Annotated in this window: 12 protein-coding genes and 7 pseudogenes; 8 read left to right on the forward strand and 11 right to left on the reverse strand. The window is 60.6% G+C overall.

Features of this window, described 5'->3' with window-relative positions:
* Positions 1-7: 7 nt before the first annotated feature.
* The 4 pseudogenes from ACWTU9_RS29255 to panB all read right to left on the reverse strand — a co-directional run.
* A pseudogene (locus ACWTU9_RS29255) lies at positions 8-347 on the reverse strand (ATP-binding cassette domain-containing protein); the annotation flags it as partial.
* A gap of 1,272 nt (positions 348-1,619) precedes the next feature.
* Positions 1,620-2,105: pseudogene (gene scpB / locus ACWTU9_RS29260) on the reverse strand (SMC-Scp complex subunit ScpB); the annotation flags it as partial.
* Between the two features lie 654 nt (positions 2,106-2,759).
* Positions 2,760-3,602 (reverse strand): annotated as a pseudogene (gene panC, locus ACWTU9_RS29265) (pantoate--beta-alanine ligase); the annotation flags it as partial.
* A pseudogene (gene panB, locus ACWTU9_RS29270) lies at positions 3,599-4,445 on the reverse strand (3-methyl-2-oxobutanoate hydroxymethyltransferase). The pseudogenes panC and panB, both read right to left, overlap by 4 nt.
* 414 nt (positions 4,446-4,859) lie before the next feature.
* Between panB and queC the strand changes: the two are divergent.
* Positions 4,860-5,571 (forward strand): annotated as a pseudogene (gene queC, locus ACWTU9_RS29275) (7-cyano-7-deazaguanine synthase QueC).
* Here queC and ACWTU9_RS29280 read toward each other — a convergent pair.
* From ACWTU9_RS29280 to ACWTU9_RS29290, 3 genes and pseudogenes are all read right to left on the reverse strand, one after another.
* A complete protein-coding gene (locus tag ACWTU9_RS29280) occupies positions 5,568-5,912 on the reverse strand; it encodes a hypothetical protein (RefSeq protein WP_455861352.1) in 345 nt (114 codons plus the stop codon). The pseudogene queC and the gene ACWTU9_RS29280 sit on opposite strands and share 4 nt — an antisense overlap.
* On the reverse strand, positions 5,909-7,024 hold the full coding sequence (locus ACWTU9_RS29285; protein WP_455861353.1) for an IS5 family transposase: 1,116 nt from the start codon (positions 7,022-7,024) through the stop codon (positions 5,909-5,911). Before ACWTU9_RS29285 ends, ACWTU9_RS29280 begins: the two co-directional genes overlap by 4 nt.
* A gap of 174 nt (positions 7,025-7,198) precedes the next feature.
* Positions 7,199-7,436 (reverse strand): annotated as a pseudogene (locus tag ACWTU9_RS29290) (IS110 family transposase); the annotation flags it as partial.
* Between the two features lie 131 nt (positions 7,437-7,567).
* Here ACWTU9_RS29290 and ACWTU9_RS29295 point away from each other — a divergent pair.
* From ACWTU9_RS29295 to ACWTU9_RS29310, 4 genes and pseudogenes are all read left to right on the forward strand, one after another.
* Positions 7,568-8,617, forward strand: a complete 1,050-nt coding sequence (locus tag ACWTU9_RS29295) for a tyrosine-type recombinase/integrase (protein WP_455861354.1) — start codon at positions 7,568-7,570, stop codon at positions 8,615-8,617.
* 33 nt (positions 8,618-8,650) lie between these two features.
* Positions 8,651-8,797 carry a hypothetical protein gene (locus ACWTU9_RS29300; protein ID WP_455861355.1) on the forward strand — a complete coding sequence of 49 codons (147 nt, stop codon included), beginning with the start codon at positions 8,651-8,653 and terminating at the stop codon, positions 8,795-8,797.
* The gene (locus ACWTU9_RS29305) at positions 8,794-9,063 is read left to right on the forward strand and encodes a hypothetical protein (RefSeq protein WP_455861356.1); all 270 of its coding nucleotides are present in this window, start codon (positions 8,794-8,796) and stop codon (positions 9,061-9,063) included. Before ACWTU9_RS29300 ends, ACWTU9_RS29305 begins: the two co-directional genes overlap by 4 nt.
* An 84-nt stretch (positions 9,064-9,147) precedes the next feature.
* A pseudogene (locus ACWTU9_RS29310) lies at positions 9,148-9,870 on the forward strand (IS5/IS1182 family transposase); the annotation flags it as partial.
* A gap of 867 nt (positions 9,871-10,737) precedes the next feature.
* Here ACWTU9_RS29310 and ACWTU9_RS29315 read toward each other — a convergent pair.
* The 4 genes from ACWTU9_RS29315 to ACWTU9_RS29330 form a co-directional block, all read right to left on the reverse strand.
* Positions 10,738-11,853, reverse strand: a complete 1,116-nt coding sequence (locus ACWTU9_RS29315) for a porin (RefSeq protein WP_455861379.1) — start codon at positions 11,851-11,853, stop codon at positions 10,738-10,740.
* Positions 11,854-12,788: 935 nt separating this feature from the next.
* Positions 12,789-13,718, reverse strand: coding sequence for a phosphonopyruvate hydrolase (locus tag ACWTU9_RS29320; RefSeq protein ID WP_455861357.1), 930 nt, complete (start codon positions 13,716-13,718; stop codon positions 12,789-12,791).
* Positions 13,669-14,820 (reverse strand): pyridoxal phosphate-dependent aminotransferase, encoded by a 1,152-nt coding sequence (locus ACWTU9_RS29325; RefSeq protein ID WP_455861358.1) that lies wholly within the window; start codon positions 14,818-14,820, stop codon positions 13,669-13,671. The genes ACWTU9_RS29320 and ACWTU9_RS29325 overlap by 50 nt, the downstream gene beginning before the upstream one ends.
* 175 nt (positions 14,821-14,995) lie before the next feature.
* On the reverse strand, positions 14,996-15,907 hold the full coding sequence (locus tag ACWTU9_RS29330; protein ID WP_455861359.1) for a LysR family transcriptional regulator: 912 nt from the start codon (positions 15,905-15,907) through the stop codon (positions 14,996-14,998).
* A gap of 171 nt (positions 15,908-16,078) precedes the next feature.
* On the opposite strand from ACWTU9_RS29330, the gene ACWTU9_RS29335 reads away from it, so the two are divergent.
* From ACWTU9_RS29335 to ACWTU9_RS29345, 3 genes are read left to right on the forward strand one after another with little or no spacing between them, the layout of a single operon-like run.
* Positions 16,079-17,254, forward strand: a complete 1,176-nt coding sequence (locus ACWTU9_RS29335; protein ID WP_455861380.1) for an ABC transporter ATP-binding protein — start codon at positions 16,079-16,081, stop codon at positions 17,252-17,254.
* Complete coding sequence (locus ACWTU9_RS29340; protein ID WP_455861360.1) at positions 17,251-18,207, forward strand: carbohydrate ABC transporter permease; 957 nt, start codon at positions 17,251-17,253, stop codon at positions 18,205-18,207. Before ACWTU9_RS29335 ends, ACWTU9_RS29340 begins: the two co-directional genes overlap by 4 nt.
* Entirely contained in the window at positions 18,204-19,040 is an 837-nt protein-coding gene (locus ACWTU9_RS29345; RefSeq protein ID WP_455861361.1) for a carbohydrate ABC transporter permease, read from the forward strand. Before ACWTU9_RS29340 ends, ACWTU9_RS29345 begins: the two co-directional genes overlap by 4 nt.
* Positions 19,041-19,083 lie beyond the last annotated feature (43 nt).

Below are 19,083 nucleotides of genomic sequence, written 5' to 3' on the forward strand. Positions count from 1 at the left end.
CGCCCTTGACGAGGGCGAGCAGCGTGAGCTGGTTGTGGATGTCGAGATGGTTGGTGGGCTCGTCCAGGAAGAGGAGTCCGGTTGCTGGGCCAGCGCCCAAGCGATGTGGAGCCGTTGCCGTTCTCCACCAGACAGGCTGTTCCAGTGACGGCCGGCGAAATTGCTCATCTCCACGTCGTCCAGAGCTGCATCGACCCGCATATCGGTCGGCGACCAGGGCGGTGAGCATAATTTTTGTGCGTCCAGATGATCTGGCACGCCGGCAGCGTTGATCGAGCAAATCGAGCGCAGCCAGGCGAGAGTGGCCCCAGATGTGGCGTGCGGCCGAGTTCGACCGCCTGGCGGGCGGCTCTCGAACCATCAGCCGGATGAGCGATGGTCCCCTCATCAGCCTGCCCGCCGTGGCACGCTGATCATCCCGGCCCCTCGGGAGAGCGCGGCGCGCCAAGCTGTCAGCTACACCACTTAGCGTAATCGCGGGTGGCGCCTCTCGCAATCCGAGCGGCAGTTCCCCACTCTGACCATGTCGATGAATCATTCGACCCACCCGTTCCAACGCAAACATGCGGCGATCCTTGCGATCGAACCCGGAAAGAGCCCCGAGCCCGGCACGCGCGTGATCAATGACGAGGAAGGATCGCATTGACAGAGGCGATTAGAGAACTTCATGGGAGATTTGCGGTCGGCCGCGGGACCATCTGGATCCGGCTCGCACCAGGGGATACAAGGTTTCAAGCACAGCACATAGCGAGGACCGCACGACGAACGGTTCATTGTGTCTCCCGGTTGACTGTTCCAGGTGCTCGATCGCGAACTAACATTTGAAGAGGCCTGGGCTGAAGCCAAAGCCGTGAGAAGGAAAGCTGCTGCTGCAAGGGCGCGTGTCATGGATACTCTCGCCTATGGGGATGGCACTGTCGTATCACCTCAACTGAGATAGGTACCTGTGGACACCAACGCCTCTATTGGCGTGTAATGTCACAGCTGTAAACGCAAGAGCCATGCCACAGGCCCAGCAGTCGGCTCTTCTTGAATTCCCTAACTTCTCGCGGTGAGCGGGTAATCGTTAGTTTTGTCGAATTTCCTACAAAATGGACGGATCGAATACCTCCGGGGCATAGGCAGCCCGTCATCAGCGGGAACCAGGCAAGGTCCCTTTGCTTTGCTTCGAAAGCCGACAATTTGCCGTGCTCCAAGCATCGGACAATGGATGATCGACCATATTCGCCATCCATGATCGTTCCGGAACGGGCGAAATGACACCCTTAGCTAGAACCCTAAATGCGCCCGCTGGGGAAGACGCTGGCGGTCGCGGGCAGCGGAATGTTCGTCCGGACCGTGACGGCCGTGCTCATGCTCGGTCCATGGTCATGATCTAACCTGTCTCCCAATATTCTGGTCCGGCACCGTCGTGCGGCGAAGGACCGATGAGGCAGTCAGAATGTGTTGCAACGTTTTTTGTCACTCCTGAGTGGCAGGGCATCCTTCAATCATTTCGGAGGATTGCGATGTTCAAAGGCCGCCATTTCCAGCAATCTGTGAGCCTGCTTTCCGGGCGGCTGGCCTAGAATCTAGTAGGCGCAGATGCGGGACAGGCGCTCTCATCGCGATCCGATAACCGGCAGGTCGCGCAACGTGTCGAGGCCGAACTCGAGCATGAATTGTTTGGTCGCGAGATAGGTGTAGGTGTCGGACTGCGCGGCCCGGAGGCGATCATGCCGAAGGCGCATAGATTGCCGATCAGGTCGCGAGAAATCTCCTTGCCGAAAAATGACGACAGTTCGGCGCGGGTGATCGGCTGAAACTAAGCGATGCACATCAGCACCAGCACTTCCGCCTGCGTCAGGTCGCCCGCCCGCAGGGCTTCCGCCGACGGCCGTGCCAAATGCACTGCCAAATGCACGGGGGATGGCGTCGGCGTAGGCCGGGCGGGTGAGATGCTTCCAGCCGCCGGCGACGGCGACCAGGTCGGAGGGGCGGCCGCGCAGTTCCTCGCGGATATCATCGATCAAAAGATCGATACTGCAGCTTTTTCCCACGATGCGGGCCAGCGTCTCGCGGGTGACAGGTTCGCCGGTCGCAAAAATGGTCGCCTCGACGCGGTGTCGGGAACTCGATCAACTGCCGCCGGAGGCGCGCTGGCGGGAATGGATGCGGCGCGCACAAGGGGGAATGGTCAATCAGACGACGGTCTGTTTGATCGCGTTCGCCATATTTTCAAAGCCCATAAATGCGAAAGGCCGGTCGACCGGGGCAGCTCGCACCGAGCTCGACCAGTCGGTCGAACAACCGCGCAGGCCGCGATCGCTCATGCCGGTGATGGCAGGGAGGCAGCGCTCGATTCCAATCTCGCGTGCCTGCCCCCCTGAGTGGGCCGGGCGGCAGAAAGCGACTGGCTGGCCCGCTGAACGAGGCGGGCTGCACCCTAGGGCCCGAACGGAGAGGAGGATGCGAGCGAAGCGAGCATTGCGGCACGCCGCAGCGGGCCTAGAAAGGAGCCTTGCCGACCCCTTGAAACGGGGTCAGGCAACAATCAAATCGCATCGCGAAGCGATGGCCGCGCCGCGATCAAATCGCCTGACCGACATACTGCTCATGAAGAACTTGGAGAGGTCACATTCATGAATACTGAAAACGCTACTGAGAATGCAGCCGGCGCGGTCCGGACGACGCTGGGCGCCATTTTTATGTCCCTGGAGCTCTGCCACGTCCTCTCGATTCAGGCAAGCAGCTTGGTGCACCGCTTCAGGACGTGGCAACGCCACCTCGACATTGTCAATTAGCCGTGTTTGGCCAAGCCATGCAGCGACCAGCAGCCGCGCTGGCCGATCGAATCTGACGATCGAGGCAAGATCACCATCCGCGCGCAGTTCGAGATACTCAACCTTCGAGAAGCCCGCTGCGAGGATCGCCTCTCGACCGTCAGTCAGCGCACGCTCTACAGATTCTCCTGAACTCAGCTGCCTGGCAGTTTGGACAAGTATTTCAGCCAGCCGAGGCGCCCTGTTGCGCTCGGCCAAAGACAGGCGCGCGTTGCGCGACGACATTGCCAGGCCATCGGCCTCGCGGACCGTCGGGCCCGCGATGATCTCGATTGGGACATCGAGGTCACGGACAAGCTGGCGCACGACGTGAAGTTGCTGAAAGTCCTTCTCGCCGAAAAACGCCAGATCGGCCCCAGTCTGCAAAAGAAGTTTTGTGACCACCGTCGCCACGCCATCGAAGTGGCCGGGCCGAAACGTGCCGCAAAGCCCCTCGCTCACACCGCTGACCGAAACTGTGGTCGCGAAGCCTGGCGGATAGATGTCGGCTGCATCGGGAGCATAAAGAATATGGGCGCCAACTGAGGCGAGCTTGGCGGTGTCATCGTGTTCCGTGCGCGGATAGGCAGCCAGGTCATCGGGATTGTTGAATTGCCTCGGATTGATGAAGAGCGTCACGATCACCCGATCAGCGTTGGCCAGCGCGGCCCGCACGAGGCTGAGATGCCCCTCATGCAGAGCGCCCATGGTTGGCACAACGGCAATCCTTAGGCCCTCGCGGCGCCAAGCGGCAACGATGCTACGCAGTTCGGAGACGATCCGGACGATCGCGGTGCTCATGCGTCTTCTCCTCCACTGACTGTGCCCTGCTCATCACCGAAGATGTGATCGGCGGCCGGGAAGCAGCGTTCGCGCACATCTTTTGCGTATGCCGCGATCGCTGCGTTGGCGACATCCGCAAGCTCCGCATAGCGCTTGACAAATTTGGGCCGGAAGGTGCCGAACAGGCCTAGCATATCATCGACAACCAGGATCTGACCGTCGCACGCCGGCGATGCACCGATACCGATTGTGGGAATCGCAATTTCCTGTGTGATCAGCCGAGCAAGAGCTTCCGGTATCTTCTCGAGCACGACGGCGAATGCGCCAGCCTCGGCCACCGCCATTGCATCGCGCAGGATCCGTTCGGCATCCTCGCCTCGTCCCTGGATGTGATAACCGCCAAAGGCATTGACAGCCTGCGGCGTCAGTCCGACATGGCCCATTACGGGTATGCCGCGGGCGGTCACAAACCGGATTGTCTCCGCGACGCTTTCGCCGCCTTCGAGCTTGACCGCCGCCGCGCCGGTTTCGGCCATAACCAGGGCCGCATTGCGGAAGGCCTGTGCGTGGCTTTCCTCGTAAGAGCCAAAGGGCATGTCCACGACCATCAGAGCGCTATGAAGTCCGCGCCGAACCGCCTTGCCGTGCAGGATCATCATTTCGAGCGTGACGCCAACAGTAGAGGACATGCCGTGCAACACCATGCCGACGCTGTCGCCGACCAGCACAACATCGCAATGGCCGTCGACGAGCTTGGCGGCGGGCGTCGTATAGGCAGTTAAGCAGACAAGTGGCGTCTTTCCCCTTCCGCGCCGCAATGTCCGGCGAGGTCAATGCCCTCGATCCACCGTTTGAGCTCACCAGGTCTCTCCTTCCCCCGCGTCAGCGGATGGAAGCATCTGCCACATTTTTGTGCAGTTGCGAAGAGAGAATTTGCAGCGCACAACAGTTTGCCAGCGACATTCGTCGTCAGGACCAATTTGGCGGTCCCAAATTCAAATGTGCGCCACCAGTCCGGCAAGCGTCTCTCTGTGAAAGCCACTACCCCTCAGCCGCTGCATCCCTGACAGCAGACAGTCAACGACGATCGGCGGCAACGCGACCGTCGGCGTACTCCTGACTGACATCGGAACAACTCTGGTCATTTGTGGCACGGGAAAGTGGATGGTGCGTGCTGTCCACCTCGCGGGTGGCGTCCAGTGTAATCCGCCAAAATGTCTATCGGCACGTGAGCCGATCCGGTCGCAGCCTACCCGGTAAATACAAGGAAGCCTGTTGAAAACTGTCGTTATCTGCTCCGGCGGATTGGATTCCGTCACGCTCGCCTACAAGGTCGCAGCCCAAAGAGCCCTCACCCGCCTCCTGTCGTTTGACTACGGTCAGCGCCATAAAAAGGAGCTGGACTTTGCGGGCAGCTGCGCCGTGCGCCTCGGCGTGCCGCACGACGTCGTCGATATCACCGCGGTCGGCCGCCTGCTAACCGGGTCGGCGCTGACCAGCGGCGGCCCGGTCCCCGAGGGGCACTATGCCGAAGACAGCATGCGCGTCACCGTCGTACCCAATCGCAACGCCATCATGCTGGCGGTCGCCTTTTGGTGTAGCCGCGGCGGAAAAGGCCGATGCAGTGGCGGCAGCGGTCCACGGCGGAGATCATTTCATCTACCCGGACTGCCGCCCGGCTTTTGTCGAAGCCTTCGAGGCCATGCAGTGCCACGCGCTGGAGGGGCTGGCGAGGATCGCCCTCTACGCGCCGTTCTTGCAAATGAGCAAAGCTGACATTGTCCGCGAAGGCGCACGACTGGCCGTGCCTTTTGCGGAAACCTGGTCGTGTTACCGGGGCGGGGTTCATCATTGCGGTCGTTGCGGCACCTGCGTCGAGCGGCGCGAGGCCTTTCACCTCGCTGCTCAAAATGATCCAACATCTTACGAAGACCCGGATTACTGGATCGAAGCTTGCCAGGAATACGAGGCAACGCAACGGCACTAGCAGGCTGTTGAAGAAGTATCTCGTTTGGCTTTGAGGATCGCCTCGTCGCCGTTGTGGTAGGCGAATGTGATCTCGATCGAGCCGTCGTCAAGCAATTCAGCAGAGCCATCGCCAGTGACCTCGTCCATCTCGTCGAAGCCGGCCCATGTGAAGAATACCATATTGGGGCCATAGCTGAGATCGAGGCCAGCTTGCAGGGCGCCAAAGGCGATCTCACCGTGGTTGTCCGCTTCGATGGTGATAGTGGCGGGATCGACAAGGTCGAGATGATCGCGATCCCAAAGATCTGCCTCGACGATCCGCCAGCGGCCGATCAATTTACAACCCACCGGGGCGGTCATGTCGACACCGCCAACAGCTTGGGCAGCCGCACCAGATTGTAGGCGGCGGCGCTGAGGGTGAAGGCCCATCCGACGCGGTCGCGGCCACGCAACTTTGTCTTTGCCTGCCCGGCGACCATCTTGATCCATCCGAACGCCTCCTCGATGCGTTTGCGGATGCGCTGGCTGACAGCATAGCCGCCGTGCCGCGTCGTGCGCCCGTCGATCGCCGAACGACGGCCGTTGGTGTTCCGCGCCACGTGTGGCGTCACCCTCATCGCGCGCAACTCGTTGATGAAGTCCTCCGCGTCATAGGCCTTGTCGGCGCCGAGCGTGATTGCCTGCGGCCTGTCGGCATAGGGTTCGATCATGTGCAGCGCCGCCACCCGTTCGGCATGCCCGTCGGCTTGCGTCAGGCAAGCATCGACCAGCAGGCCATGGCGGTTCTCCATCAGCCCATGCCCCATGAAGCAGAGCTTCGCCTCCTTACCCCGCCCTTTGCGATAGAGCCTTGCGTCCGGATCGGTGGTCGATGCATGCGTCTGGTTAGACCGCTTCTGGCCATGGAAGTCTGCCTCGGCATTGCGCCCGCCACCCTCTGACGGCGGCTCGCCAGAGCCATCCTTCGGGTCTTCGCCCGACCCGTCCTTCGGCTTCACGCTCTTCATCGATGCCCACGCCTCGATCAGCGTGCCGTCGACCGAGAAGTGATCCGTGGACAGAAGCTTCTTCACCTTGGGTTGCGTCAAGACGGCGCTCAGGAACTTCGCCGCGATGTCGCCCTCAAGCAGCCGGTCGCGGTTCTTCGAGAACACCGAATGGTCCCAAGCCAGATCGTCGACGCCGATGCCCACGAACCAGCGGAACAGGAGGTCGTATTCCAGCCGTTCCATGAGCAGTCGCTCAGAGCGGATTGAATAGAACGCCTGCAACAGCATCGCTCTGAGCAGCTTCTCCGGCGGAATCGATGGTCGCCCGATCGGCGAATACATAGCGGCAAAATCCCGTTCCAGCGCCGCCAACGCCTCGTTCACGATCCCTCGAATACGGCGCAAAGGGTGATCCCGCCGCACCCGCGCCTCCAGGTCCACATAGCTGAACAGTTCGCCCGTCTGTCCGTCCCCGCCCCGCACGATTCACTCCCACTCTTCGTCGTCAGAGTGAATCACGAACCTGGCACTGTCGCGAGCCCTTTTTCAACAGCCTGCTAGATGTGGAGCCCTTCTGTGGTTGCCGCCCGTAATGCAAGTGGCTTCTGGCCCTTTTCGAGGTGATCGAGTGCGGTCTTCTGTCAGGCCTTCATGTGCGGCATTTATGCGAGTGAGGTGGTGGATGCCTTGCGCAACGACGTGGCCGTACTCGTAGAGGATGGCACGCAATGCATTCACCAGATCGGTGCGCTGATGGACGAGGCGCTGGCGAGCTCGGAACAACATTGCCCTGGCCTACTGTTCTTCTGATTTCGGCTCGACGAATCGCATCTCCGGCCTGGGCGGCAATCACTATCGCCTCGGCGTCGGCGGCATCGTTCTTCTGGCGTTTTACTAATCACGAGGTCTTCGTAATGCGGAGGAACGCGGCCTGATTGGCTGACTTCCGCCATTTTCGGATCAGCTTGCTGTTCATTATTTCGTGCCGAACCTCTGCCGGTCAATCGACCAACAGAGGAGTTGCCAATGTCAAATAGCCGTCACGAACTGATCGCCGCACTCAAATCCTCGCTTATCGGTCAGCGGTACAGCCCTGTCGTGGTGGGGAACTACTGCGCCTACGCGTCTGAGTTTCTCGATTATCTGGTACATCGGAGCATCCCCGTCGCGGACGTGATCGACGTGCAGGTCGAGCAATACCTGCAGCATGCGATCGTACTGTTCGAAAAGCAGCGTGGTCGACGTCCCAGCGCGCGCTGGCACCAGGTTCCGCGTTCCGGAATTCGAGCCCTGTTGCGGCTAGCTCACGGTCATTGGCCACCAGCTATCGAGCCTACCTGCGCGGCCGATGTGGCCCGATTTGCAATTTGCGACGGATACGAAATCTGGCTGCGTGAGGAACGCGGGTTGGCTTGCTCCAGCGTGGCAGCGCTAATGTGGGAAGCACGCAACTTCCTTGCTTGGCAGATCGGTGGCGGCATCGACGGGTGGACGGGCCTCAGCATTAGCGACGTTGACCGCTATATGGATTTGCGCGCGCCGAAACTGACGCGCTGCTCACTGAAGGCTGTAGCAGAGCGGCTTCGCTCGCTGCTGCGTTATCTCCACATCACAGGTCGCGTCACGACGGACCTGTCAGGGCACGTGATAGCCCCGACGCTTTATGCATACGAAGGAGTACCGTCAGTCCTGGACCGCGATCGGACAGTCGCTGTGCTGGAGAGCGCGAAGAAGGACGAGACATCGGCGGGGCTGCGGGACCATGCGATCCTGCAACTCCTTGCAACATATGGGCTACGGTCTGGAGAAATCCGCAATCTGCGGATCGCGGACATCGACTGGCGGACGGAAGCCATCCATGTTCGCCACCACAAGACGCGAGCCAGCACATCCCTGCCCCTGATGGAGCCGGTCGGCGAAGCGGTGCTCGCCTATCTGCGTTCCGGGCGGCCCATGACGGACGCCAGAGAAATCTTCCTGCGCACGCGCGCGCCCTATCGCAAGCTCGACAAGCTTTACAGCGTGGTTCGCCGGCGGCTCCGTGACGCTGGCGTCCAACCGCCTGGTAAGTGTTGACCCCATATCTTCCGTCATGCGCGCGCGGTTGAGATGCTGCGGGTCGCGGTGCCTCAAAAGGTCATCGGCGATGTGCTGGGACACCGTTCGACAGGATCGACGGCTCCCTACCTCAAGCTCGCCACCGAGGACCTCAGGGCCATTGCGCTTGACGTGCCGGGAATGGAGGTGCTGGCATGACCGCCCGCTGGCCCGATCCCGACCGCGCGACCATTGACCGCTATGTCGCGAGCCTTGATCTGCGCAGCATGAAAAGCCGAACCTGTTATCGGCAGGTCTTGCATGGCTTCCAGGATGTCGCGGTACGTTACGAGGCGCTCAATCAGGAGGTGCTGCTCGCCTGGCTACGGGAATCAGCCATTCGCCGTGCGGCATCCACGCTCTTGCACCGCACTCGCATCATTGGACCTGATCCGCGCATCACCATACCGGCCCGCGGCATGTGAATGGCCGCACCTGAGACAGGCCTGACGCAAGTCCGCACTCGATCACACGCCCAAAAGTTCAATGCTCTCCTTGCAAAAGGCTGGCATCCACACAAGTTCAAGCGGGCCAACAAGGCGCTGCGCAGGCTCAAGACCTATCTCGGCCGGACCGTTCGCGACATCTCCCGCCAGATCGCCGGCGATGCGGAACTGGACGCGCTCTTCAAATGGTCGCTCTACCAGGCCTCCACCGTTCTCGAGCAGCGTCAGCGCCAGCGCGGCCGCAAAATCCACAGCCTGCATGCGCACGAGGTGGAATGCATCGGTAAGGGCAAGGCGCATGCGCCCTACGAGTTCGGGGTGAAGGTGTCGGTGGCCACCACGCTGAAGCGCTCAAAGGGTGGCCAGTTCGCCCTGCATGCAAAAGCGCTGCCCGGCAATCCCTATGACGGCCACACGCTCGCAGCGATCATCCCCGACATGGAAAAGACCATCGGCAACGAGATCAGCCGCGTTCTCGCCGACGCCGGCTATCGCGGCCACAACGCACCGGAGAGCCACAAGTTCAGGGTCTTCACCAGCGGCCAGAAACGCCGTGTCACCCCAGCCATCAAGCGCCAGATGCGGCGGCGATCGGCCGTCGAGCCCGTGATCGGCCACGAGCACCGGATGGGCCGCAACTATCTCGCCGGCAAGCAGGGCGACGCCGTCAACGCCATCCTGGCCGCCGCCGGCTACAACTTCTCCCTCCTGCTCAGGTGGCTGAAGGCTCTTTTGTGGTCTCTCCTCGCCGCCCCTCAAAGTCAGCCGAAGGAACTCGAAGCCTGATCCCTCTCATTGTTCACGGCCGACCGTTTAACAACTCCTTCGCGTTCGAGGAACGCGTCGGATTTCAGCCGTTCAGCTCACCGTGCAAAGTGGACTCGCTAGCGCGATCGTGCACTGGAATTCGGTCTTGTCTATCTCAACCGTCGCACATCTGAAAAAATAACGCAGAAACAAAGATTTTGAAAAGCTCTTGTTCGGACCCTGGTGGATTGATCGGAACAAAGGAGTCCGTTTCAGGATTCCCTTCGCCGCTGGGGCATGCGACGTTACGGGATGCGCACTGGTATCAGCATCGACATCACGGCTTCGGACAGAGCTCGGCTTGAAGCGATCGTCTCTGCACGCACAACGGGAGGCACTTCATCGACAGCAAACCCGGGGCGGGCACTGTCATAAAGGTCCGCATTCCAATCCGTACCTGCCGATTGGCGTCTTAAGGGCGGATTCAAGCGGTCGTCGCAACACCGATTGTATTCACTCATGGCAGCAACTCGTCAAGCGCCTCTGCCGGCGTTTTCCAGTCCAGGGTCTTTCTCGGTCGGGCATTGAGAGCCGCTGCGACGGCGACGCGCAGGGACAGGAAGTTCAGGGTGATGTTTCCTTCGCACCTTGAGCTTGTCAGTGGTGTGCAGCCGGCATGAGAACGCGTTCTCCATCGACGCTACGGGCATCAACTCTTCTGACCGCACTGTCCAACCGATCTGTCTTTCCCAGTCAAAGCCCTTCCGGTCGCGACGCCACCATGCACAGCACGTGAAATCCCGAGGGGTATGCCCGTACGTCCCTCATCAAGATAGTGCCGTTATCCTTGATGCGCGCGACTTGCCCGCGGCAACGCCGCAGGCCTTTTTGAGATCGCAGGCTTGATCAGAACGAGCGCTGGAAGCGGACGATGCCGCCGACGCTGTTCTCCTTGTCGGCCTTGGTGAAGTTTCCGAACGGGGTGCCGTCATCGAAGTGACCGAAATGGTCGTAGTCAATTTCGGTCGTGATCGTGTAGCCCGGAACGATGGTGTAGGCGATGTTGGCGGCCAGGGCGTAGTTCTTGTCCTGGTCAGCCGATGCCTGGAGGTTGAACGCGGTCTTGGCGTTGAACTTGTAGGTGCCGCCGCCCCAGACCGCCCAGGTGCCGCCCCACGGCTTGTAGAAGCCACGGCCGCCGGCGGGCAGGGCATTGGACGGGTCGAGAAGGTGCTTGTCGGTCCCATAACCACCCATGACGAACAGCGACAGCTCTTTGGTGACGTTGACGTCCAAACGAACCTTGCCAGCCACTTCCTCGTAATTGCTGTCGTAGGCGACGACGCCGGTGATCGCGCCCCAGTCCTGCTTGTACTTCACGCCGCCGACGAGATGCGGAACGTAGCTGTCGATTGTACCGGTTGCGCCAGAGCCCTCTTCAAGCGAGGCAACGCCCGAGAAGCCGTTGCCGGCGTCGAAGTAGTAGCTGATCAGGTTGGTATTCTTGATGCCGTACGGGATGATCGTGTCCTGGAGGACGCTGCCGGCGTAGCCGATGAACGAGTCATACACGGAATCATCCATACCGACGCGCAGACCGCCGAGCTGAATCCAGGCAAAGTTTAACGTCACCGTCGACGGGCCGCCGTTCGGGAAGTTGAAGCGCGTCTCGGTATAGGTCTTCAATGTGCCGAGCTCGGTCTCCTGGCCAGTCCAGGTCTTCAGACTGAAGCGGGCATTCTTCTTCCAGGTGTTCTGGACGTCACCGTCCCGAACGTCGGTGGTCTTGCGGCCATCGAGCGAGCCGACGTCACCGAGGCCGGCATCGTAACGGACATAGCCGCCGATGCGCAGGCAGGTTTCGGTGCCGGGGATGTAGAAGTAGCCAGCGCCGTAGACGTCGCAGATCTTGACGTATTCGGCGGGTTCCGGCTCGGCGACAACGACCGCATCGGCGGCGCGCGCGCCGGAAACTGCAATCAGGGCCGCAGCGGAGCCGAGAAGAAGGCTCTTGATGTTCATCCTCTTGAAAGTTTCAACACAGACCCGTGCACGCCTGCCACTGGGTGCAACCCCCATCACCGTGCTCGGAAATGCGACCCGCGTTTCACTTGGATGCGGCCCCGACATCACCCCATTTTTCTGTTTGTGGGCAATATTAATTGTACCCTCCTCAGAAATTAAATCAGGCTTTAGCCCATCAAGACTTGCGATCAGAAACTTCATACTGGCTCCGTGTAAAACTGGTTGCTTTCCGCACGAGGCCGATAAGGCTGCAACGCAACAGAAATGTAACAGACATCGCAAAATACGATGTATTACGTCGACTTTAGCGATGTCGCGCGCGCTAGACTTTGGACCGGAAATCGCCGCAGGGAGCCGGGCAGTCTCTTCTTCCTGTTACCGCGTTGGCTGCTAACAACCCGGCTTTTGTCGTTAAGGGCGTGTCGCCTCGGCCCTTGCCTCGGCTATCGCGGCGGCGATGCGGTTCTTCGTTCGCTCGCAGATCAGACGCCGCTCGAAATGAGCGATGGCGCCGAAGACATGGAAACGAGTTAGCCGGCGGCCGAGGAAGTGTCGATTCTTCCCCTACAGACCGAGAAGCGATATCTGTCCCTCCGTAGCCTGTTCACCATTGCCGGCAGCGCCGCCAGGATCGGACGAGGTGGTCGAGACAGACGATAGGCAATCGTGTCCCCAGCACGCACGGGCGTGGGCGAGGAGATCAGCGAGGCCCGGCCGGTTCATGCTCTTTCCGGATTTTGACGTTGGTGAACACTTGATAGCGCCGGCCTGCTTGAGGCGTTGCGTCTGGCCTGCGACATCTGATCGTCGGGCGCAACCGAGGCTACTGCCTTGTCAATGAACCCCAAAACTCATTCACAGCTGAACGCCATCATTGCGCCGGACTTGAACTATCTCTGGCCCCAAAAGCGTTTTAGAATTCAGTCCCAAGGCTAAGCCAGAAATCTCTTCTCTTCCGCCTTCACTTGATCCATCTTCTGCAGACGGAAGATTTCTTCGACGGGGACGATGTCGTCGTTGACATTGTGAATGCCGCGATCCTTGAGGACACGCGCGAACACATCCTGCATCGCCGTCACCGCGGCGCGGATCGCATGGTTCCCGTAAATAACGATGGCGATCTTGTTGAGCGCCTTGATCCGCGCTTCGTTCATCTCGGGATAGGCAGTGGGCACGATCACGACGGGTGCCTTGCCCTCCCAGGCCCGCACGAAGCTTTCCACTTCCTCCGGTGTCTTCTGCTTGGAGTGGATAAGGATCATATCCGCCCCGGCAGCCTCGTAGGATGCAGCCCGCTTCAGCGCCTCCGCCTCACCCAGACCGGCGATCAGTGCCTCGGTGCGCGCAATCACGAGGAAATCCGGATCGGATCTGGCTGCGATCGCAGCACGAATCTTACCTTGGAATTCTTCGATCCGAAGCAGTTCCTGCCGCCCGCCGGCGACAAGGCTGGTGACTTTTGGATAGGTTTTGTCCTCGATGACGACGGCGGCCGCGCCGGCGCGCTCATACTGCTTTACGGCATGGATGACGTTGATGGCGTTACCAAAGCCAGTGTCGATATCGGCGATGATCGGAAGGGACGATCGCTCACCCATGGCGCGCACCATATCGAGATGCTGGGTCATCGAGATCAGGCTGACATCGGGCAGCCCATAGAGAGCGGAAAGTTCGAAACCAGACGCCCAAAGGCCATCGAAGCCAGCTTCTTCGGCGAGAATTGCCGAGAGCGGGCTATGCGCCGCCATGATGTGGACGAGGCTCCGCTCGGCCACTCGGTCACGCAGTTGCTTTGCTTTGCTCATAGGTCTTCTAACTTTCGCAAACGGCTTCGCAGGCGGTAAGGATGCGGCCGCAGGCACGCTGCAGCTCTTCAATCGAGGCGGCGTAGGAGATGCGGACATAGGGCGAGGCCATGAAGCCGCTGCCGGGCACGACGGCGACGCCGAACTGCTCGAGAAGAAACATGGCGAAATCCATGTCCGTTTCGATCACCTTGCCTTGGGGGGTGACTTTGCCGATTACGCCAGCGCAGTTGACAAAAACATAGAAGGCGCCGTCCGGTGTGCGGCATCTGAGGCCCTGCGCCTCGTTGATCTTCTCAACCACAAGATCGCGGCGCTTCTCGAAGTCGGCCACGAAATCGCCGATATAGTCCTGATTGCCGCCGATCGCTTCGATCGCCGCATATTGCGAGATCGAACTGGTATGGGACGAGGTCTGCCCCTGGATCGTGTTCATCGCCTTGATCAGATCCTTGGGTCCCGCCCCATAGCCGAGCCGCCATCCGGTCATGGCGCTGGATTTGGAAACACCGTTGATGGTCAGGGTCCGGTCGATGAGATCGGGCGCGGCCTCTGCCATCGTCGCGAACCGTACGCCGTAAACGAGCTTCTCGTAGATGTCGTCGGCAAGCACATGCACATGATCATGGCGGCGAAGCACCGCGGCGAGTGCGGCGAGCTCGACCTTGGAATAGACCGCGCCGGTCGGGTTGTTGGGCGAGTTCAGCATCAGCCACTTGGTACGTGAGGTGATTGCCGCCTCTAGATCTTCCGGCTTCAGCTTGAGCCCGAAATGCTCATGGCACTCGACAAGAACCGGTTCACCGCCGGCAAGTCGCACCATGTCGGGATAAGACACCCAGCATGGGGTCGGAACGACCACCTCGTCACCTGGATCGAGACTGGCGAACAAAGCATTGAACACCACCTGCTTGGCGCCGCAGCCGACGGTGATCTGGTCGATGTCATAGTCGAGACTGTTGTCGCGGATTAGCTTCTGGCGAATCGCTTCGCGCAGCGGCTTGACGCCGGCGACCGGGGTGTAGCGCGTCTTGCCTTCACGAATTGCGGCGATGCCGGCGGTTTGGACCGCCTCTGGCGTATCGAAATCCGGCTCGCCCTGACTGAGCGCGATGACATCGATGCCCGTCTCTTTCAGGGCGGCAGCCGCTGCGGTCATGGCCTTGGTCTGAGAGGGACGAACGGCGTGTAGCCTCTTGGCGATGAGTGGCAATGCACCTCTCCTTAAAGAACTGGATCTGACCCAGACCTAATCAGGGAGTGTTGCGCTGGCCAGTTCAGCCATCGCGTAAACAGAGCCGAATGATCGTATTTTGCGATTGGACTCAGGGCTGCTACTCGGCGGGCACGTCTTCCTCGGTCATCTTCCGGCAAAGTCGAATGAGCCACCGGCAGAAGGCGTGGGCAACATCCGGGTTGCCGCTGCGGTCGATCGCGTAGGCGCGATATTGCATGCCGCTCGGTGCGCGCGATCCGGCAAGCACGTCCAGAAGACCTTGCCGGATCAGGTCCGCGACCACGATATGCGGCGTCACCAGGAGGGTGTTGCCGGTCGTCACGGCCGGCAGGGCGAGATAGTGGTGATCGTAGCGTGCGCCGGACGTGATATCGGATGTCTTCAGATCCAACCCGCGCAGCCAGGTCGGCAGGATGTCCGGCCGCGAGGTAACGGCAATCACCGGCGTGTTCCGCAGTGCTGTGAGCCCCCTTCCCGCGATACAGTCCGGCGCGCCGACGCAGACGAGTTGCTCATCGTAGACGTCCCAGCGATCCGCTGGTTCGATCAACATCAGATCGCGGGTGAGCAGCACGTCGAAGCTGTCGGTCGAGGCGGGAGCCGACAAGGAACTGATTACATCGACCGTAACGCCGCCCATCTCCTTCGAGAACTCGCGCAAATTCGGGATGAGCACCGTATAGGCAAAGGTAGCGAGCGACGTCCGCACAACAAGTCGATTTGCGTCCTTTCGGCCGTTGCGGCGCATCCGCTTTGCGGTGAACAGGACCGTATCAAGCGGCTCGGCGACGGCGTCGGCGAATAGCCTCCCGAAGTCCGTCAGTTGGCTCTGGCGACCGCGGCGCTCGGTCAGCTTGGCTCCGAGATAATCTTCAAGCACGGCGATGTGCCGGCTGACTGAACTCTGGGTAATGCCGAGCGTCTTCGAGGCCCGGGTGACGCTGCTGTCGCGCGCGACCTGCACGAAAGCCCGCACAGCATTGAGTGAAAGAGCCTGTTCCTCGCTCACAAAACGCCCTCCAACGATATGCCATGCGCCCATCCAGAATCGAGCCGATCACATCGGTTTATTCGATATATGTCATCGCTCTGTAACATAACCTCTCCAATGGTCTCGCCGATCCAAACATCGCGTGATGCAGGCTTTTGGCAGGCTCACCTGAAAGCGAGGTACCGCAAAATGGCGGCCATAACCATCGAAAAAATAGAAAAGACCTTCGGTGCTACAACCGTCCTGCGTGATGTCTCGCTCGAGATCGCAGACGGCGAATTCCTGACGCTGCTTGGACCGTCGGGCTGCGGAAAGTCGACGCTGTTACGGATTTTGGCGGGTCTTGAGGTGCAGTCGGGCGGATCCGTTTCGATCGGCGATCGGGTGGTCGACGGCGTGCGTCCGAAGCGGCGCGACGTGGCGATGGTGTTCCAATCCTATGCGCTTTATCCGCATATGACAGTGCAGGAAAACATGAGTGTACCGCTCCGTATGCGCCGGCTGAACGGCTGGCAGCGGCTGCCGCTACTGGGGCGTTTGCTGCCGGGTACGAAAGCGGTTCTGGCCGACGTCGAGATCGACGTGATGCGCACCGCCAAGGCACTTGGCATCGGCCACCTTCTGGCACGCAAGCCCGGTCAACTATCCGGCGGTCAGCGTCAGCGAATCGCCGTCGGGCGCGCCATGGTGCGCCAGCCGGCCGTTTTCCTGATGGACGAACCGCTCTCCAACCTCGATGCCAAGCTGCGCGTCCAGATGCGCTCCGAGATCAAGGAACTGCACAATCGCCTCGGTGTCACATTCGTCTATGTGACGCACGATCAATCCGAAGCCATGACCATGTCCGACCGGGTAGCGGTCATGCTCGACGGCGAACTGCTGCAGATGGCGCCGCCGCAAGAGATTTATGCCAATCCCGACGATCGCCGCGTGGCCGAGTTCATCGGCTCCCCAAAGATCAACATGCTCGAGGCACGCTTGCGCGATTGCGGCCTGGCCGAAACCGCCGGCACGAGCTTCTCAGTTTCCCCGGAGGTTTCCTTGGGAACCGGCCTTGCTCTCGGGATCCGTCCCGAGGCCTTCCATCTTGTCGAAGCCGGCGGCCACAACGTCCTGACTGGCGCTGTGCGCCTGGTCGAGCACATGGGCTCCGACCTGTTCGTTCATCTCGATGTCCCGGGAACAGATCATCCCGTCGTTGCCCGTCTGCTTGCCGAGCGTGCGCCGCAGATCGCCTCTGGCCAGACGCTCCACCTCGGCGTCAAGCCCGAGCGTTTGCTGCTGTTTACGGCGGACGGCAAGCGCCTGCGGCCGAAAGACCATGCAGGTGCGACGGTCGTGCAGATGAAGGAGCGGCTGCAATGAGCATGAGCGCCCCTACAGTCCGCGAACAGCTTAAATCCTCCCAATCCCCCTTGGTTTCATCAAGCGCGTTGCGCCGGCATCGTCTTGCAGAGATCTTCGCTGCATGGTCGCTTGCCGGCCCCGCACTTCTGTTGCTCGTCATCCTGTTCTTCCTGCCAGTCTTCGCCGTCTTTGCGATCGCGCTCACCGATTGGCAGTTCGGGGCAAGTTCGTTTACCTTCGTTGGCCTCGCCAATTTCCGCGAAGTCTTCGCCGACGAGGGGTTCCGCACCTCTTTCGTCAACACTATTCTTTATGTCGCGATCGTGGTGCCCGGGACCGTTATCCTCGGCCTTGCGATCGCGCTGCTGATCGAAAGCGGCAAGTCTTGCCGCGCATTCTATCGCGCCGTCCATTTCCTGCCCTTCATGGCGACGCTCACGGCCATGGCGATCGCCTGGGAAGCCCTACTTCATCCCACCATCGGCCTCATCAACCAGGCGCTTGCCGGCCTCGGCCTGCCGACTGCCAATTGGCTGCGCGACGAGAACACGGCGCTGCCGGTGCTCGCCATCATCGGCATCTGGCAGAATCTCGGCTATGCGATGGTGCTGTTCCTGGCAGGCCTCAAGTCGATCCCGCAGGACCTCTATGACGCCGCGGACATCGACGGCGCCGACGCCTGGCTCGACCGGCTGCGCACGGTGACGCTGCCGATGCTCGGGCCCGTCACCATGTTCATCTTCATCGTCGTGGCGCTAAGGGCCTTCGAGACATTCGACACAGTACAAGTCCTGACCCAGGGCGGGCCCGGCCATGCCTCGGAGATGCTGCTCTACACACTCTACCGCGAGAGCTTCCAGTACCTGCGCACCGGTTACGGCGCCTCCGTCGCCGTCGTCTTTCTCTTCATCGTCGTGACGCTCACGCTGATCCAGGCGCGTGTGATGGATAAGAAGGTTCACTACCAATGAGCACGCAACGCCTTTCCCCTCCGTCGGCAATCGTTCGCCATGCCGTCCTTTTGATCACCGGCGCGCTGATCCTCATTCCGTTTGTGTGGATGGTGTCGCTGTCGATCAAGCCGCCTGGCGAGATCTTTCGCGCCTCGTTCAGCTTCTGGCCGGAACAGTTCTATGGCGTCGAGAACTACACCAAGGCGCTAACGAGCTCACCCCTGCCGCGCTACATGCTAAACGGCGTCATTGTCTGCGGTGCGATCCTGGCGCTCCAGATCGCCGTCTGCGCGCCGGCGGCCTATGCGCTCGCCAAGCTGAACTTCCCCGGCCGTAACCTGCTCTTCGCGATGGTGCTGATCGCTCTTCTTCTGCCGCACGAGGTCCTTGCGCTGCCGCTGTTCATCCTCGGCGCGAAGCTTGGCATCCTCAATACCTATGCGGCACTGGTCTTGCCTTACGTGGTTTCGCCCTTTGGCATCTTCCTGTTCCGCCAGTTCTTCAAGACGATTCCCGACGACGTGGTCCATGCAGCACGGCTCGACGGCTTCTCCGAACTCGCCATTGTCTGGCGCATCATGGTGCCGATGGCGCTGCCCGCCATCATTGCGTTCGGCATTTTTTCCGTCGTTACTCACTGGAATAGCCTGTTCTGGCCGCTGATCGCGGTTCGCGACCAGAACCTGATGCCGCCGCCGCTCGGAATTATGGCTTTTAAGAACGAGGAGGCAGGCAACGACTACGGCCCGCTCATGGCGGCATCCACCATCGTGGTCGCACCCCTCATCATCGCCTTCCTGTCCGCCCAAAGATGGTTTGTGGAAGGCCTGACGGGCGGGGCCGTGAAGTGAACCTGAACTCAATTGTATAAACCTGGATCAATGGAGAGTGAAC

The organism is Mesorhizobium sp. 128a, from assembly GCF_053848025.1.

Coding starts and splice junctions, on each gene's coding strand:
- ACWTU9_RS29280 (WP_455861352.1), bottom strand. CDS start 5,912: ATGACCGCCCCGGTGGGTTGTAAATTGATCGGCCGCTGGCGGATCGTC.
- ACWTU9_RS29295 (WP_455861354.1), top strand. CDS start 7,568: ATGTCAAATAGCCGTCACGAACTGATCGCCGCACTCAAATCCTCGCTT.
- ACWTU9_RS29300 (WP_455861355.1), top strand. CDS start 8,651: ATGCTGCGGGTCGCGGTGCCTCAAAAGGTCATCGGCGATGTGCTGGGA.
- ACWTU9_RS29305 (WP_455861356.1), top strand. CDS start 8,794: ATGACCGCCCGCTGGCCCGATCCCGACCGCGCGACCATTGACCGCTAT.
- ACWTU9_RS29315 (WP_455861379.1), bottom strand. CDS start 11,853: ATGAACATCAAGAGCCTTCTTCTCGGCTCCGCTGCGGCCCTGATTGCA.
- ACWTU9_RS29325 (WP_455861358.1), bottom strand. CDS start 14,820: ATGACCGCAGCGGCTGCCGCCCTGAAAGAGACGGGCATCGATGTCATC.
- ACWTU9_RS29335 (WP_455861380.1), top strand. CDS start 16,079: ATGGCGGCCATAACCATCGAAAAAATAGAAAAGACCTTCGGTGCTACA.
- ACWTU9_RS29340 (WP_455861360.1), top strand. CDS start 17,251: ATGAGCATGAGCGCCCCTACAGTCCGCGAACAGCTTAAATCCTCCCAA.
- ACWTU9_RS29345 (WP_455861361.1), top strand. CDS start 18,204: ATGAGCACGCAACGCCTTTCCCCTCCGTCGGCAATCGTTCGCCATGCC.